This window comes from Methylobacterium aquaticum (assembly GCF_001043915.1).
Classification (GTDB): domain Bacteria; phylum Pseudomonadota; class Alphaproteobacteria; order Rhizobiales; family Beijerinckiaceae; genus Methylobacterium; species Methylobacterium aquaticum.
This window is the reverse complement of record NZ_LABX01000077.1, coordinates 1-15,911: the sequence shown is the minus strand read 5'-3', so window position 1 is coordinate 15,911 and position 15,911 is coordinate 1. Positions and strand designations below refer to the sequence as shown.

Annotated in this window: 13 protein-coding genes and 1 other annotated feature; of the genes, 11 read left to right on the top strand and 2 right to left on the bottom strand. The window is 67.3% G+C overall.

Translation table 11 applies throughout. The annotated features are described in order from the left end of the window. Positions 1-73 precede the first annotated feature (73 nt). Complete coding sequence (cueR, locus tag VP06_RS10815) at positions 74-502, bottom strand: Cu(I)-responsive transcriptional regulator (protein WP_048463777.1); 429 nt, start codon at positions 500-502, stop codon at positions 74-76. A gap of 83 nt (positions 503-585) precedes the next feature. Between cueR and VP06_RS10810 the strand changes: the two genes are divergently transcribed. From VP06_RS10810 to VP06_RS10770, 8 genes are all read left to right on the top strand, one after another. Continuing rightward, positions 586-3,105 carry a heavy metal translocating P-type ATPase gene (locus VP06_RS10810; protein WP_082167331.1) on the top strand — a complete coding sequence of 840 codons (2,520 nt, stop codon included), beginning with the start codon at positions 586-588 and terminating at the stop codon, positions 3,103-3,105. A gap of 11 nt (positions 3,106-3,116) precedes the next feature. After that, positions 3,117-3,851, top strand: a complete 735-nt coding sequence (locus VP06_RS10805; RefSeq protein WP_048463776.1) for a DUF4396 domain-containing protein — start codon at positions 3,117-3,119, stop codon at positions 3,849-3,851. 220 nt (positions 3,852-4,071) lie between these two features. Beyond that, positions 4,072-5,300 (top strand): IS3 family transposase gene (locus VP06_RS10795; protein WP_156295544.1). Its coding sequence is split into 2 segments (ribosomal slippage): positions 4,072-4,366 and positions 4,366-5,300, totalling 1,230 coding nucleotides; the frame shifts between segments, so codons are not numbered across the junction. Next, positions 4,353-4,469, top strand: a sequence feature (AL1L pseudoknot). It overlaps the preceding gene by 117 nt. Positions 5,301-5,608: 308 nt before the next feature. Then, positions 5,609-5,998, top strand: a complete 390-nt coding sequence (locus VP06_RS10790; protein WP_197093180.1) for a hypothetical protein — start codon at positions 5,609-5,611, stop codon at positions 5,996-5,998. An 80-nt stretch (positions 5,999-6,078) separates the two neighbouring features. Beyond that, on the top strand, positions 6,079-6,474 hold the full coding sequence (locus VP06_RS10785) for a FixH family protein (protein ID WP_048446484.1): 396 nt from the start codon (positions 6,079-6,081) through the stop codon (positions 6,472-6,474). Beyond that, positions 6,471-7,925: an efflux RND transporter periplasmic adaptor subunit gene (locus VP06_RS10780; RefSeq protein ID WP_048446483.1), complete on the top strand. Its 1,455-nt coding sequence runs from the start codon at positions 6,471-6,473 to the stop codon at positions 7,923-7,925. The genes VP06_RS10785 and VP06_RS10780 overlap by 4 nt, the downstream gene beginning before the upstream one ends. Next, entirely contained in the window at positions 7,922-11,095 is a 3,174-nt protein-coding gene (locus tag VP06_RS10775; RefSeq protein ID WP_048463772.1) for an efflux RND transporter permease subunit, read from the top strand. Before VP06_RS10780 ends, VP06_RS10775 begins: the two co-directional genes overlap by 4 nt. A 19-nt stretch (positions 11,096-11,114) precedes the next feature. After that, complete coding sequence (locus VP06_RS10770) at positions 11,115-11,591, top strand: DUF411 domain-containing protein (RefSeq protein ID WP_048463784.1); 477 nt, start codon at positions 11,115-11,117, stop codon at positions 11,589-11,591. Between the two features lie 316 nt (positions 11,592-11,907). Here VP06_RS10770 and VP06_RS10765 read toward each other — a convergent pair whose 3' ends face one another. After that, positions 11,908-12,309 (bottom strand): MerR family transcriptional regulator, encoded by a 402-nt coding sequence (locus tag VP06_RS10765; protein ID WP_048446480.1) that lies wholly within the window; start codon positions 12,307-12,309, stop codon positions 11,908-11,910. Between the two features lie 100 nt (positions 12,310-12,409). On the opposite strand from VP06_RS10765, the gene VP06_RS10760 reads away from it, so the two are divergent. From VP06_RS10760 to VP06_RS10750, 3 genes are all read left to right on the top strand, one after another. After that, positions 12,410-14,602 carry a heavy metal translocating P-type ATPase gene (locus VP06_RS10760; protein WP_048463771.1) on the top strand — a complete coding sequence of 731 codons (2,193 nt, stop codon included), beginning with the start codon at positions 12,410-12,412 and terminating at the stop codon, positions 14,600-14,602. Continuing rightward, entirely contained in the window at positions 14,602-15,114 is a 513-nt protein-coding gene (lspA, locus tag VP06_RS10755; protein WP_048463770.1) for a signal peptidase II, read from the top strand. The genes VP06_RS10760 and lspA overlap by 1 nt, the downstream gene beginning before the upstream one ends. Positions 15,115-15,202: 88 nt before the next feature. Further along, positions 15,203-15,911, top strand: a 709-nt coding sequence (locus VP06_RS10750; RefSeq protein WP_048463769.1) for a L,D-transpeptidase family protein, incomplete at its 3' end; no start/stop codon positions are given.

Here is a 15,911-nt window from a genome sequence, read left to right as displayed (position 1 = left end):
TCTATCTGATATGGAAGCAAATTACATTGCGGCAAGTGAGCCGGCAGCCTACCCGCATCAACCGGGGGCGCTGCTAATGCCGTGCAGGGCGCGCGCTGTCACAGGCGGGTTCCCCGCCGGCCTCCAGACCCTGGATGATTGGGCAGTTCGGCCGGCCGTCCCCATCACAGGCCTGAGCCAGGGTACGCAGATTGTCTGCCATCTCCTGCAACTGCCGCGCGCGCTCCTCCAACTCGTCGATATGCGTCAGCGCAATCGCCTTTACCTCGGTATTGCTGCGGTGGGTGTCGCCCCACAGCTCCAGCAGCAACCGGATGCGCTCGACCGAAAACCCCAAGCCGCGGGCACGACGGATGAAACTCAAGCGGTGCAGGTCAGCCGAGCCGTAATCGCGGTAACCGCTGTCGCGGCGGCCCGCCGGCGGCACCAGGCCGATGCTTTCGTAATAGCGGATCATTTTGGCCGAGACACCAGAGACTTGCGCTGCCTGCCCAATGTTCATTGCCTCTGCCCTCTCCCTGTTGACCTTCCCATGATGGGAAGGTGCAGGCTGTCTGGCAAGAGGATCAAGACAGGACGCCAGCCATGACCGACCACCACGACGCCCACACCTACCCGCAGGATCCGGCGGCCGGCGCTCCCAGCTGCTGTGGTAGCAAGAGCCAGGCAACAGCCACTGATCAGGCCGCGCTGCCCGCCGCGCACGGTCACAGCTGCTGTGGCGGTCATGCCAAGACGGCGTCGGCCGCCCATGACCACTCACACCATGGGCATAATCACCAACATCACGGCTCAGCCGCCGCGGCGGCGAACCAAGTCAAGGACCCAGTGTGCGGGATGAACGTCGATCCCCATACCGCCAAGCACCATACGGAGCACAACAGTCACACGTTCTATTTCTGCTCAGACGGATGCCGGACAAAGTTTACGGCAGATCCAGCCCGTTACCTCGATCCGGCAAGCGCGGCAGCCAAGGCCGAGCCCGTGCCGGAGGGTACGATCTATACCTGTCCCATGCACCCGGAGGTGCGCCAGGTCGGCCCGGGCGCCTGCCCGATCTGCGGCATGGCCCTGGAGCCGGCGATGATCGGCGCGGATACGGGGCCCAGTGACGAGTTGGTCGACATGACCCGCCGGTTCTGGATCGGACTGGCGCTGACCGCGCCGGTGTTCGTGCTGGAGATGGGCGGCCATCTGTTCGGACTGACCGAACGCCTCGGCCAGCAGAATGCCAATTACCTGCAGCTGCTGCTGGCGACGCCCGTCGTGCTGTGGGCCGGCTGGCCGTTCTTCGTGCGGGCCGTAGCTTCAGTGCAAAGCCGCAACCTCAACATGTTCACCCTGGTGGCCATGGGAACGGGTGTGGCCTGGCTCTACAGCGTCGTGGCGACCTTGGCGCCCGGGCTGTTTCCCACCGCGCTGCGCGGCCATGACGGCGCCGTGCCAGCCTATTTCGAGGCGGCGGCGGTCATCACCATTCTGGTGCTGCTCGGCCAGGTGCTCGAGTTGCGCGCCCGGGAAAGCACGAGCGGTGCGTTGCGCGCGCTCCTCGATCTGACCCCGAAGACCGCTCGCCGCGTCCGGCCTGACGGCAGCGATGAGGAAATCCAGCTCGATGCGGTGCAGGTCGGCGACCGCCTACGCGTCCGGCCTGGCGAGAAGGTGCCGGTCGACGGCGCCGTGGTCGACGGCCGTTCGTCGGTCGATGAAGCCCTTGTCACGGGCGAGTCCATGCCGGTCAGCAAGAATGTCGGCGACAGCGTCATCGGCGGCAGCCTCAACCAGAGCGGCGGCCTCATCATCGAGGCGCGGAAGGTCGGCCGCGACACCATGCTGGCGCGCATCGTCCAGCTGGTGGCGGACGCGCAGCGCAGTCGGGCCCCGATCCAGCGACTGGCCGACCACGTCGCCGGCTGGTTCGTGCCGGCGGTCATCGTCGTGGCCGTTCTCGCCTTCGTCGCCTGGTACGCCTTCGGACCCGAGCCAAGGTTGACCTACGGGCTGCTGGCGGCCGTCGCTGTCCTGATCATCGCCTGCCCCTGCGCGCTCGGGCTGGCCACGCCGATGTCGATCATGGTGGGTGTCGGCCGTGGTGCCCAGGCCGGAGTCCTGATCAAGAACGCCGAAGCCCTGGAGCGGCTGGAGAAGGTCACCACTTTGGTGGTCGACAAGACGGGCACCCTCACCGAGGGCAGGCCGTCGGTGACTAAAATCGTCCCAGCGGACGGCTTCACCGAGCAGGAAGTGCTGCGACTCGCCGCCAGCGTCGAGCGGTCCAGCGAGCACCCCTTGGCCGTGGCCGTCGTCGCTGCGGCCGAGGAACAGGCCTTGTCGCTTGGGACTGCCACCGACTTCGACAGCCCAACCGGCCGGGGGGCCCTTGGCACAGTCGATGGCCGCAGGATCAGGATCGGCAACGCCAAATTCATCGCAGAGTCCGGGATCAGCACGGCCACGCTTAATGAGCAGGCCGAGAAGCAGCGCGAGCTGGGCGCGACGGCGATCTTCGTGAGCGTCGACGACCGAACGGCCGGCATGATCGCGATCATCGACCCCTTCAAGGAAACGACCGCGCAGGCGCTGGACGCATTGCGGGCGGAGGGCATACAGGTCGTGATGCTCACCGGCGACAACCGGACAACCGCTGAGGCCGTCGCGCGCCGGCTTGGAATCAAGGAGTTCCGGGCTGAAGTGCTGCCCGACCAGAAGGCCGAGATCGTCAAACAGCACCAGGCCCTGGGCCGCGTGGTTGCCATGGCCGGTGACGGAGTGAACGATGCCCCTGCCCTCGCCACCGCCGATGTCGGCATCGCGATGGGGACCGGGACGGATGTAGCGATCGAGAGCGCCGGCGTGACCCTGCTCAAGGGCGACCTGATGGGGATCGTGCGGGCGCGCCGCCTGTCCCGCGCCACCATGGGCAATATCCGCCAGAACCTCTTTTTCGCGTTCATCTACAACGCAGCCGGCGTACCGATCGCGGCGGGGCTGCTCTATCCGTTTCTCGGCATCCTGCTCTCGCCCATCATCGCCGCAGCGGCCATGGCGCTTTCATCCGTCAGCGTCATCGGCAACGCCCTCCGCCTGCGCGCAACCGATCTCTGACAGGAGCCCAGATGTTCCCGAGCTGGTTCCATATCCTGTCGGCTGCTTCGTTACTGCTGGGCGCTGCCTGCGCGCTGCTGCTGTCGATCCAGGTGATCCGCCATCCCCAGCACATGACGGTGATGAACATCGTCTGGCCGGTCAGCGCACTGTTCGGCACGGTGCTGATCGTCTGGGCCTACTTTCGCTATGGTCGCCTCGCGACGATGGAGGCGCACCACCATGCGAAGATGCGGGGCGAGAGGCCGCCCAACATGACCCAGACGCCGTTCGCCGTCATGGTCGGCAAGGGAGCCCTTCACTGCGGCAGCGGCTGCATGCTGGGCGATGTCGCCGCCGAGTGGCTGGCGTTCCTGGTCCCTGGGGTGGCGGTCTGGTTCGGCTGGCACTCGCTGTTTGCGGAAAAGATGTACGCGGTCTGGATGCTCGATTTCGTGTTCGCCTACGTGCTCGGGATCGTGTTTCAGTACTACGCCATCGTGCCGATGCGCGGCCTCTCGCCCCGGGAGGGCCTGATCGCCGCGATCAAAGCCGACACCGCCTCGCTGATCGCCTGGCAGGTCGGCATGTACGGCTTCATGGCCTTCGTGCAGTTCTACCTCTACCCGCACCTTGCGGGCCGGCCAGCACCGGTCAACTCGGTCGAATTCTGGTTCGCCATGCAGCTCGCCATGGTGGCCGGGTTCCTGACCAGCTACCCGGTCAACTGGTGGCTGGTCAGCGCCGGCATCAAAGAGCGGATGTGAGCTGATCCGCACCCAACAGGCAGATCCACAGACGAAGACGCTTGTTGTGGCGACCGCCACGCCTGCCCTGGCGATGGCAGTGGCAAAGCGATGATGTGCGGCAAGGGCGGCATGGCCATGAACCACACCGGCATGAAGGGCAAGAAAGGCAGCCGCTGCTGTGATGGCACTGAACCGCCCCGGGTTTCCCGGAGGCTCCAACTTCTGAGAGGATGGAGCCATGACGAAGCGAACAACGCCGTTTTCCCCCGAGGTGCGCGAGCGTGCGGTGCGGATGGTGCGCGAGCACGAGAGCGAGCACGGCTCGCAATGGTCGGCGATCCAGTCGATTGCGGCCAAGATCGGCTGCTCGGGCGAGACGCTGCGGAACTGGGTGCGCCAGTCCGAACGCGACCAGGGCGTGCGTCCCGGCCAGACGACGGACGAGCGCGAGCGGATCAAGGCGCTTGAACGTGAGGTTCGCGAGTTGCGCCAGGCCAACGAGATCCTGCGCAAAGCGTCGGCATATTTCGCCATGGCGGAGCTCGACCGCCGGTCGCGGTCATGATCAGCTTCATCGACGATCATCGGGAGGTCTACGGGGTCGAGCCGATCTGCAGGGTGCTGCCGATCGCCCCGTCGACCTACTACGTGCACGCCGCCCGACGTGCCGACCCTGAGAAGCAACCGGTTCGTGCGCGCAGTGACGCTGCGTTGATGATCGAGATCCAGCGCGTATTCGAGGCCAACTTCTGCGTCTACGGGGTGCGGAAGGTCTGGCGGCAACTGGCCCGGGAGGGGATCGTGACCGCTCGCTGCACGGTAGTGCGGCTGATGCGCAAGATGAGCTTGGCGGGGGTGGTGCGCGGCAGGGCCGTTCGCACCACGATCCCCGACCCGGCCGCAGCTTGCCCCCTCGACCGCGTCAACCGTCAGTTCAAGGCTCCCCGGCCGAACGCCTTGTGGGTCAGCGACTTCACCTATGTGGCGACGTGGTCGGGCTTCGTCTATGTAGCGTTCGTCATCGATGTGTTCGCCCGGCGCATCGTCGGCTGGCGGGCCTCACGCAGCGCTCACGCAAGCTTCGTGCTGGATGCTCTGGAGCAGGCCCTGCACGAGCGTCGTCCCGTCCAGGGTAGCGGACTGGTGCATCACTCGGACCGCGGCTCGCAATACTTGGCTCTACGGTACACCGAGCGCCTGGCCGGAGCCGGCATCGAGCTGTCAGTCGGCAGCGTTGGCGACAGCTACGACAACGCCTTGGCGGAGACGATCAACGGCCTGTTCAAGGCGGAGGTCATCCACCGACGCGGACCCTGGCGCTCCTTCGAGGCGGTCGAGTACGCCACCCTCGAGTGGGTCGACTGGTACAACCACCGTCGCCTCCTGGCGCCGATCGGCAACGTCCCTCCCGCCGAGGCCGAAGCGCGCTATCATGCTCACGTCGGCGACCAAGCCTTGGCCGCCTGACCCAAGACAATCAGCCTCCGAAAAACACGGAGCGGTTCACACGGCCACTAGATGAGCAAGTGCGGCTGACCGCCTGCCCGCCGATCGGACCGGGTTTCGCAGTCCGGTTTTCTCTGTCTGGTCCACTCCTACAAATCACAAATTCCGCATGGCAGTGGCCTCAGCAGCATGCGCCTCTGGGTCGTGCTGGAGGCCCTGGCGGCCGAGCCAGCCGGTGTAGAGGCCGACCAGCACGATCAGCAGTGCCGCTGCCCTTGCCTCAATGCCGCTCTTTGCGCGGCGCTCGCACTGTGCGATGGAAGGGTGTGATGTTCTGGCAGGCGCTCATCCGGCTGCTGACCACTCTGGCGGTGGTCGGTTTGGCCTTGGCTCCGGTGACCGCGTCTGTGGCCGCCGCCAGCCCAGGCATGTCCGCGGCTGTGGCTTCTCATAACCTGAGCCCGGCGGAGCCGACTGATGCCATGGCCGCACTGGCCATGGACGACATGCCATGCTGCCCGCCCGACAAACCCGTGATGCCGGACTGCCAGAAGAGTTGCCCCCTGGCCGCCCTATGTCTGGCGAAGCTGGCCCCAGCCCTGCCGGCCATCGCGGGGGTTCCTGTCCCGGCGGCGCGCGCGCAGGTCCCGCCCTGGTGGATGTCCGCCGATTACCGCAGCCTGGCGCCGCCGCCGCCGTCTGAACCGCCCCGCGCCTGAACCTGAGAGCGCCGGCCATTGCGCTGGTCCATTCTGCGCGTCCACGCGTGGTTTTTCTCGTGTTCAGGAGACTTTTTGCCGTGACAACCTCCCCTTTTGCGCGTGCGGCTGCAGCCGCGCTGCTCGGCGTGGCGCTGACCGGCGCGGCCCGGGCTGACATCAAGGATTATGAGTTTCAGCTCGTCAAAAACGAGATCAAGCAGGGCGACGCGATCCTTGACGTACGCCTGGTCGACCAGCGTACCGGCAGGCCGGTGCCGAACGCGGTGATCTTCGCTACGCGCCTCGATATGGCGCCCGACAGCATGGAGGAGATGACCACCCGGATTGAGCCACTGCCGTCGCCGGAGCCGGGCGTCTACCGTTTCAAGGCCAAGGTGACGATGGCCGGCGGCTGGCGCCTTTCGCTCGGGGCCAAGGTCCAGGGTGAAACCGGCACGGTCGACAACAAGCTGGTGCTGAAAGCCGTCAAATGAGCCGGTCGGCCTGGCTGGCCGCGACCCTCGCCGCGCTTGCGGCGGGGGGCGCTGGCTATTGGGCGGGGCACGGGCGCCCGTCCGTTACAGTGGTTCTCGAGCGTGCCCGCACGGAACTTGGGTTGTGGTTGCCGCCCGCGGTCGCGCCGGTGCCGCCGACAGCGGCGCCGCGTGGTCCGGTGGTCTACTATCAGGATCCGGATGGCCAGCCGGTCTATCGCCTGGAACCAGCCCGGACGCCGGACGGCCGCGACTTCCGGCCCGTCCAGGCCAGCGAGGATGTTCGGTTCGACACGGACGACGATCCGACCCCCGTAAGCGCTGCAGAGCCGGTCGCCGCAGCCGGCGGCGCGTCCCGCAAGATCCTCTACTACCGCAATCCGATGGGCCTGCCGGACACCTCGCCGGTGCCCAAGAAGGACAGCATGGGCATGGACTACCTGCCGGTCTACGCCGGCGAGGAGAGCGACGGCAGCACGGTCAAAATCTCCCCAGGCAAGATTCAGCGGACTGGCGTGCGCACGGCCACCGTCACCCGGCAGGTGGTCCACCGCCCCCTTCGTGTGCCCGGCACGCTGCAGCTCGATGAGCGCCGGGTGACCGTTGTGGCGACCCGCTCGGACGCCTTTGTCGACCACGTCGCCAGCGTTACGACTGGCGACCGCGTGCGCAAGGATCAGCCCTTGGTCGCGGTCTATTCGCCCGAGATCAACGCCGCCGCCGCGCAGCTGATCGCCAACCCGGGGTTCGACGGCTCGCGCCGGCGGCTGCAGAACCTCAATGTGCCCGACGAAGTGATCGCCGAGATGGAGCGCACCCGCCGGGTGCCCATGGCGATTTCCTGGACCGCGCCACGCGACGGTGTGGTCCTGCAGCGCGCCGCCATCGAGGGTATGAAGGCCGCTGCCGGCGACACGCTGTTCCGGATTGGTGACATCAGCCTACTCTGGGTGCTGGCCGACGTGCCCGAGTACGACCTGGGCAGCGTGAAAATCGGCCAGTTGGTCACGGTGCGAGTTCGCGCCCTGCCCGGGCGCACGTTTACCGGCAAGATCGGGGTGATCTATCCCCAGGTGAACCGTGACACGCGGACGACCCGCGTGCGTATCGAGCTGCCCAACCCAGACAGTGTGCTGCTGCCGGAGATGTATGCCGAGGTCGAGATCGCCACGGGCAGTGACACCCCGGTGATTGCCGTGCCCGAAGATGCCGTAATCGATACTGGCACACGCCAAGTGGTGCTGCTCGACCAGGGAGACGGGCGGTTTGAACCGCGTGAGGTCACCCTCGGCGCCCGCGGAAATGGCGCCGTCGAAGTTCGCAAAGGCCTTGAGGCCGGCGCGCAGGTGGTGACGGCTGCCAACTTCCTGATCGACGCCGAAAGCAACCTCAAGGCGGCATTGCAGAGCATGGCCGCACCGCCAGCCCAGACCGTGGAGGGCACGCCATGATCGCGCGTGTGATCGCTTGGTCCGCCAGGAACCTAGTGCTCGTGCTGATCGGTACCGTGTTCGCGGTGGTGGTTGGAGCCTACGCCCTGCGCACCCTGCCGCTGGACGCCCTGCCCGACCTCTCGGACGTACAGACGATTGTCTACACGGAGTACCCCGGCCAGGCGCCGCAGGTGGTCGAGGACCAGATCACCTACCCGCTGACCACGGCCATGCTGACCGTACCCCGCTCCAAGGTGGTGCGCGGGTTCTCATTTTTTGGCGTGTCGTTCGTCTACGTGATCTTCGAGGACGGTACTGATCCCTACTGGGCACGCTCACGCGTTCTCGAGTACCTCAGCACGGCCGCCAGCCGCCTGCCGACCGGTGTGACGCCCGGCCTGGGTCCGGACGCCACCGGCGTCGGCTGGGTCTATCAGTACGTGATCCTGGCCAAGCAGAAGACCCTGGCTGAGCTGCGCTCGCTACAGGATTGGGTGGTCCGCTTCGGCGCCTCTCGGGCCGAAGGGGTGGCTGAGGTCGCGAGCGTCGGCGGCTTCGTCAAGCAGTACAACGTGGTGGTCGATCCCAACCGTCTGCGCGCACTTGGCATTCCGCTGACCAAACTGCGCGAGGCGATCCGCGCCAGCAACGCCGATGTGGGTGGCCGAACGGTTGAGCTGTCCGAGTTCGAGTTCATGGTCCGCGGCCGGGGCTACCTCAAAAGCCCGGCCGATCTGGACAGTATCGTCCTGAAAACCGAGGGCGGTACGCCACTGCGACTGCGCGACGTGGCTCGGGTCGAGCTCGGCCCCGATGAACGCCGCGGCCTCACCGAACTCAACGGCGACGGCGAGGTAGCAGGTGGGATCATCCTGCAACGCTTCGGCGCCAACGCACTCAGTGTGATCGAAGGCGCCAAACAGCGTCTGGCCGAGATGGCCAAAAGCCTGCCCGCCGGGACCGAGATTGTCTCAGTCTACGATCGCTCGCAGCTGATCAACGCCGCCATCGATACCCTGAACCACACGCTGATCGAGGAGAGCGCCATCGTCGCGCTGGTCTGCGTGATCTTTCTGCTCCACCTCAGAAGTGCCCTGGTGGCGATCCTGATGCTGCCGGTGGGGATCCTGATGGCGCTCGGCGCCATGCGCTTCTTGGGCATCGGGGCCAACATCATGAGCCTGGGCGGCATTGCCATCGCGGTCGGCGCGATGATCGACGCGGCAATCGTGATGATCGAGAACGCCCATAAGCACCTGGAGCGGGCGACGGCGGACCAGCCGCGCACGCAAGTGTTGATTGCCGCCGCGGCCGAGGTCGGTCCATCGTTGTTCTTCAGCTTGCTGGTGATCACGGTTTCGTTTCTGCCGATCTTCACCCTGGAGAGCCAGGAGGGACGACTGTTCGGGCCGTTGGCCTTCACCAAGACCTTTGCCATGGCCGCGGCAGCACTCCTGTCGATTACGCTAGTGCCGGCGCTGATGGTGCTGTTTGTGCGGGGCCGGATTGTCCCGGAACACAGAAATCCCCTTAATCGCCTGCTGATCTGGCTCTACCGGCCGGTGATCCGCGGCGTGCTGCGCGCCCGCCTGCTGACCCTTCTGCTGGCGGTTGTGGCGCTCGGCGCTACTGTCTGGCCGGCCCGCCAGCTCGGCACCGAGTTCATGCCCGAGCTGAACGAGGGCACGCTCATGTACATGCCGACCACCCTGCCCGGCGTGTCGATCACCAAAGCGGCCGAGCTACTGGCGACTCAGGACCGGATCATCAAGAGCTTTCCGGAGGTGGCTTCAGTCTACGGCAAAGCCGGCCGGGCGAACACGGCGACTGACCCGGCACCCACCGAGATGTTCGAGACGATCATCAACCTCAAGCCAAAGGACCAGTGGCGAGCGGGCATCACGCTGGCGAGCCTAAAAGCCGAGATGGACCAGGCTTTACAGTTTCCGGGAGTGTCGAACGCGTGGACCCAGCCGATCCGCGCGCGCATCGACATGCTGGCGACCGGCATTCGCACGCCGGTCGGGGTCAAACTGTTCGGCACGGATCTGGCCGCAATGGAAACCGTTGCCCGGCAGATCGAAACGGTGATCCGGTCCGTCCCAGGGACAGCCAGCGCCTATGCCGAGCGGGTGATCGGCGGCTATTTTCTCGACATCACCGCGGACCGCGAGGCTTTGGGCCGCTACGGCCTGATGGTCGGCGACGTGCAGGACGTGATCGCCATGGCGCTGGGCGGTGAGAGTGTCACCACCACGGTTGAGGGCCGCGAGCGCTACACCGTCAATCTGCGCTACCCACGAGCCTATCGCGCCAATCCCCAGGCGATCGCCCAGGAGGTACAGGTGCCGCTGCCGGGCGGCGGCACCGTGCCGCTCGGCGAGGTGGCTAAGGTCCAGTTGACCCGAGGGCCGACTTCGATCCGCACGGAGAACGGTCAGCTTGCGGTTTACCTGTTCGTGGACATCAGCGGGCGTGATCTCGGCGGCTACGTGGCCGCGGCCCGTCAGGCGGTGGCGCAGGAGGTCAAGCTGCCGCCCGGAATGAGTGTACAGTGGAGCGGACAGTTCGAGTACCTGGAACGGGCCGAGGCCCGCCTGCAGATCGTTGTACCGTTGACGCTGCTGGTGATTTTCCTGCTGCTCTACCTGAATTTCCGGCGTCTGACCGAAACCCTGATCGTAATGCTGTCGCTGCCGTTCGCGCTGGTTGGCGGTGTCTGGCTCCTGTGGTGGATGGGGTTCAACCTATCAGTCGCGGTGGTGGTCGGTTTCATCGCCCTGGCGGGCGTCGCCGCCGAAACCGGCGTGATCATGCTGGTCTACCTCGACCACGCCCTGACCGAGATCCGGATGGTGCGACAAGCGGCCGGCCACCCGCTCACCCGCGACGACCTGCGCCATGCGATCATGATCGGCGCGGTCGAACGGGTGCGTCCCAAGATGATGACTGTGGTGGCGATCATGGCCGGGCTGCTACCCATCCTCTGGAGCACAGGTGCGGGCTCGGAGGTGATGCAGCGCATCGCCGTGCCGATGATCGGCGGGATGGTCTCCTCGACGGTGCTAACCCTGGTGGTGATCCCCGCGGTCTACGCTCTGGCAAAAGGACAAAGACTGCCCCCGGCCGGCGCGGACCGCGCGGGGACGAACGATGAGGCGGTGCGGCTGCCGCAGGCGGCCGAATGAGAGCGAATGGGAGTTGACGATGAGGAACGACATGACGCCATCCCGACGTACCGTACTTATGGGTTTGGCGGCGGGGCTAGGGCTCGGACGGGCGGCCCTGGCGCAAGGGCAGCCCACGGTCGCGGTGACCAAGGATCCAACCTGTGGCTGCTGTGAGAGGTGGGTTGTGCACCTGCGCGAGGCTGGCTTCACCGTGACGGTGGCAGAGGCGCCCGTGAACCCGCTCAAGATCCGCCTTGGGGTGCCTCGCGAGCTGGCCTCCTGCCACACCGCGCAGGTCGGCGGCTATGTGGTCGAGGGGCACGTGCCGGCCGGCGCGATCAAGCGCCTCCTCGTGGAGAAGCCTAAGGGCAAGGGGCTGGCGGTACCGGGCATGCCAGCGGGATCGCCCGGCATGGAGATCGATGGTGTGGAGCCGGACACCTACGATGTCGTCCTCTTCGGGTCGGAGGTCAGAAGCGTCTTCGCCCGGTACCGCGGCGCGGATTTAGCCTGAGATCCGCAACGTGAACCGGGGCGTGTCACATTGCCTTCGACCCGGACTGCGATTTCCATTAGGCTCGACGGATTGAAATAGTCCGAGAACTGCAAAGGGCTGATGATGCGTACGGAACTCCATTCCTGGGGTCAGAGGAACGCAGGGCGGCGGCGACGCGTCAGGCCCGCTGTTCAGGCGGCCGCGCGTCGCGCGTTCATCAAGGCGACAGTCATCATCCTCGCTGTCGCCTGCTGCGGAGTAGTTGCCAAGGGACTGTTCGTGAGCCGGGTGCTGATGACCCCCTACGTCGCTCGCTGACCCGGACCCAGACCTCTCACGCGGGTTCACCCAGCGGCGACAGGGTCTCGATGATGCGGCAATCGGCGACCGACCCGCAGCCGCATTGGCCGATGACCTCGCGCAGTTCCGAGGCGAGCCGGGTCAGGTCGGCCAGCTTGCGCTCCACATCGGCGAGATGCGCGCGGGCGATGGTGTCGACTTCGCCGCAGGAGCGCTCCCGGTCGTCCGCCAGAGCGAGCAGGTCCCGGATCTGCTCCACCGTGAAGCCCAGGGCGCGACCGCGGCGGATGAAGCTCAGCCGGCGCAGGTGCTCGGGCCCATAGAGCCGGTAGTTCCCGCTCGATCGCGCCGGCGGGGGCAACAACCCGACCTTCTCGTACCACCGGACCGTTTCGACACGGGTCTGCGTGGCCTCCGCGAGGCTGCCGATGGTCATGGAAGAGGCGGTGCGCACGGTCTTGACCCTGTAGCGACTACAGGGTGCATGTAGGGGGCATTCCCAGTCCGGACCAGGAGCCCGGCGAACGGAGTACACCATGAACCAGGTCGCCGGCGCGGACCGCACAGCCCTCTCAACGAACGGTCCGCAGGCCCTGCGCTACAGGGTCAAGGGCATGGACTGTCCGACCTGTGCCGGGAAGATCGAGACCGCCGTTTCCCGGCTGCCGGGCGTCGCGGAGGTTCGTGTGAACTACGGCAGCCAGGTCCTCGACCTCGCGCTCGACGAGTCCTCGACGCCGAGGACCGAATTGGAGGGGCGGATCGAGCGCCTGGGCTACGGCGTGGCGCCGCTTCCGACAGCCGCGGACCTGGCCATGGCGCAAGCCTCGGGCGGTGCCCCGCCCGCCGGGACCGAGGAGCCCGAGCCGCCGCTCTGGCGAAGCCGGAAGGCGCTACTGGGCATCCTGATCAGTGCCCTGTTCGCCGCCGGCTTCCTGGTCGAGCGGATCGCGCCGGGCTTGGCGGGCGAGTACGCCTACTGGCCAGGGGCGCTCGTCGGCCTCGCCTATTACGGCCGCCGCGCGGCCGTAGCGGCGTTCGCCGGCACGCCTTTCTCCATCGAGATGCTGATGTCGGTCGCGACCGCGGGGGCGCTTGCCATCCACGCCGCCGAGGAGGCCGCCATCGTCGTGCTGCTCTTCACGATTGGCGAGATGCTGGAGGTCGTGGCGGCGGGACGGGCGCGAGCGGGCATCAAGGCGCTCGCCGCCCTGGTGCCGAAGACCGCTCGCCTCGTCGACGAGGCCGATGGCACCATCCGCGAGGTGGCCGCCGCGTCGTTGGCTATCGGTCAGGTCGTAGTCGTGCGGCCGGGCGACCGCGTGCCCGCCGACGGGGTGATCACCGACGGCGCATCGAGCCTCGACGAGTCCCCCATTACCGGCGAGTCGGTCCCGAAGCCCAAGGAGGTCGGCGACCCTGTCTACGCCGGCAGCGTCAACGCCGATGGCGCGCTGCAGGTCCGGGTTACCAAGACGGCGGCCGACAACACCGTCGCCCGCATCCTGCACCTCGTCGAGGAGGCGCAGGCGTCGAAGTCGCCCACGGCGCGCTTCATCGACCGGTTCAGCGCGGTCTACACGCCCATCGCGTTCGTGTTCGCGGCCGCGGTGGCAGTCGTGCCGCCGCTGCTCGGCGCCGACTGGGGTACCTGGATCTATCGAGGCCTGGCGCTCCTCCTCATCGCCTGCCCCTGCGCGCTGGTGCTCTCGACCCCGGCGGCCATCGCCTCGGGACTGGCCGCCGGGGCGCGGCGCGGTCTGCTCGTGAAGGGCGGCGCCGCGCTGGAGGTTATCGGGCGGGTGCGCACGGTCGCGTTCGACAAGACCGGAACGCTGACGGCGGGACGGCCGCGGGTCTCGGACATCCTGGTCTTTGCCCCGGACGCGTCAGAGCGGTCGCTTCTCGGGTTGGCCGCCGCGGTCGAGAGCGGAAGCAGCCATCCTATCGCCCGAGCCATCCTCGATCGGGCGAGCGCGGACGGGGTGCCGCTGCGCCCGACGCGGGACGCCCGCGCCATCCCCGGCAAGGCGGTTCAGGCCACGGTGATGGGTCAGACGGTGCTCGTCGCCTCCCCGCGCCACGCCGCCGAGAGCGTGCGGCTCGGCCCCGAGGCCGAGCGCGCGGTCGCGGACCTGGAAGCCCATGGCAAGACGGTGGTCATCGTCGTCCGCGGCGCCGAGGCCTTGGGCGCCATCGCCGTCCGGGACGAGCCCCGCGCCGACGCGGCGGCCGGCATCTCGGCCCTTCGGAAGCTCGGCGTGCGCAGCGTGATGCTGACCGGCGACAACCGGCGCACGGGCGAGGCGGTCGCGTCCGAACTCGGGCTCGACGTGAAGGCCGAGCTCCTGCCTCAGGACAAGCTCGCCGAGATCGCGGCCCTGAAGGCGGCGGCTCCGGTAGCGATGGTCGGCGACGGCATCAACGACGCGCCGGCCCTCGCTGCCGCCAGCGTCGGCATCGCGATGGGCGGCGGCACCGACGCTGCCCTGGAGACGGCGGATGCGGCAGTGCTGAACGACCGGGTGGGCGACGTGGCCGCGCTGGTCTCCCTCTCGCGGGCGACCCTGGGCAACATCCGCCAGAACGTCGCGATCGCCCTCGGCCTGAAGGCGGTGTTCCTGGTGACGACCATCGCCGGCATCACCGGCCTGTGGCCGGCCATCCTGGCCGACACCGGCGCGACCGTCCTGGTGACGGCCAACGCGCTCCGTCTTCTGAGGGCGTGATGATCTCCAAGTCAGGGTGGGGCGGCCGGGCCGCGATCGTGGCCGGGGTAGCAGTGGCCGCCGCGGCCATCGACCTCGGCGCAAAGGCAGCGGCCGAGGCGTGGCTGGAGGAAGGCGCCGTCAGGGGCGCACTGCCCTTCATCGACCTGAGTTTGTCGTTCAACCACGGCATCAGCTTCAGCCTGTTCCCAGCGCACGATCCGTCCTCCCTGGCGCTGCTCCTCGCCATCCAGGGCACGCTCACCTGCCTCGTGGCCGGCTGGGCCCTGACCGCGAGCGGCGGGCTCGAACGCATCGGGCTGGCCGCGATAGCGGGCGGGGCGGCCGGCAACTTCGTCGACCGGCTCATGGACGGTGTCGTCACGGACTACCTCGACCTGCACACCGGCAGCATCCGCTGGTTCACCTTCAATCTGGCGGACGTCTGGATCTCGACGGGCGTGGTGCTACTCCTTCTCGACGGACTTCCCCTGTGGCGGGGACATCGCAGAGTCGGAGAGCCGATCCCGTGAGGGCCCCGATTGCACCCAACCGCAGCCGCAGCAACCTGTCATCAACCCTTCGAGCCCAGCCTCGAAGGCCGACCTCGGCGAGGCCGACATGCTGAAGACGACAACGCTTGGTCTGATCCTTCTCCTGGCGCTGTCCGCCTGCCAGGACGGCCAATACGCGGCCTCGACGCGCCACCTCGCGCCGATCCCGCCGGCGACCCTGGCCCTGATGTCGACCAAGGGTGTCTCGCCGACGGACCCGATCCTGATGCGGGCCTACAAGAAGGAGTCCGAGATCGAGCTCTGGAAGCGCGGCGAGGATGGCAAGTACGCCCTCCTGAAGACCTATCCAATGTGTCGCTGGTCGGGCCAGCTGGGACCCAAGATCCGGGAGGGGGACCGGCAGGCGCCGGAGGGCTTCTACGCGGTCACGCCCGCGTCCATGAACCCGAATTCGAGCCTCTATCTCTCGTTCAACCTCGGGTACCCGAACGAATACGACCGCTCCCTGGGACGCACCGGTGCGCACCTGATGGTGCACGGCTCCTGCTCGTCGCGGGGCTGCTTCGCGATGACGGATGAGGCGATCTCCGAACTCTATGCCGTGGTGCGGGAGGCCTTCGCGGGCGGCCAGCGCGCCGTGCAGTTCCAGTCCTACCCGTTCCGCATGACGCCGGAGAACCTGGCCCGGCATCGGCAGGACCCGAACATCGCGTTCTGGAAAAACCTCAAGCAGGGGTCCGACCGGTTCGAGGTCACGAAAGCCGAGCCGAGCGTCGGCGTCGCCGGTGGCCGTTACGTGTTCGATGCCGGCGACG

Excerpts from the sequence above, each read along its gene's own strand:
- cueR (WP_048463777.1), bottom strand. The coding sequence starts at position 502 with ATGAACATTGGGCAGGCAGCGCAAGTCTCTGGTGTCTCGGCCAAAATG.
- VP06_RS10810 (WP_082167331.1), top strand. The coding sequence starts at position 586 with ATGACCGACCACCACGACGCCCACACCTACCCGCAGGATCCGGCGGCC.
- VP06_RS10805 (WP_048463776.1), top strand. The coding sequence starts at position 3,117 with ATGTTCCCGAGCTGGTTCCATATCCTGTCGGCTGCTTCGTTACTGCTG.
- VP06_RS10790 (WP_197093180.1), top strand. The coding sequence starts at position 5,609 with ATGTTCTGGCAGGCGCTCATCCGGCTGCTGACCACTCTGGCGGTGGTC.
- VP06_RS10780 (WP_048446483.1), top strand. The coding sequence starts at position 6,471 with ATGAGCCGGTCGGCCTGGCTGGCCGCGACCCTCGCCGCGCTTGCGGCG.
- VP06_RS10775 (WP_048463772.1), top strand. The coding sequence starts at position 7,922 with ATGATCGCGCGTGTGATCGCTTGGTCCGCCAGGAACCTAGTGCTCGTG.
- VP06_RS10770 (WP_048463784.1), top strand. The coding sequence starts at position 11,115 with ATGAGGAACGACATGACGCCATCCCGACGTACCGTACTTATGGGTTTG.
- VP06_RS10765 (WP_048446480.1), bottom strand. The coding sequence starts at position 12,309 with ATGACCATCGGCAGCCTCGCGGAGGCCACGCAGACCCGTGTCGAAACG.
- VP06_RS10760 (WP_048463771.1), top strand. The coding sequence starts at position 12,410 with ATGAACCAGGTCGCCGGCGCGGACCGCACAGCCCTCTCAACGAACGGT.
- lspA (WP_048463770.1), top strand. The coding sequence starts at position 14,602 with ATGATCTCCAAGTCAGGGTGGGGCGGCCGGGCCGCGATCGTGGCCGGG.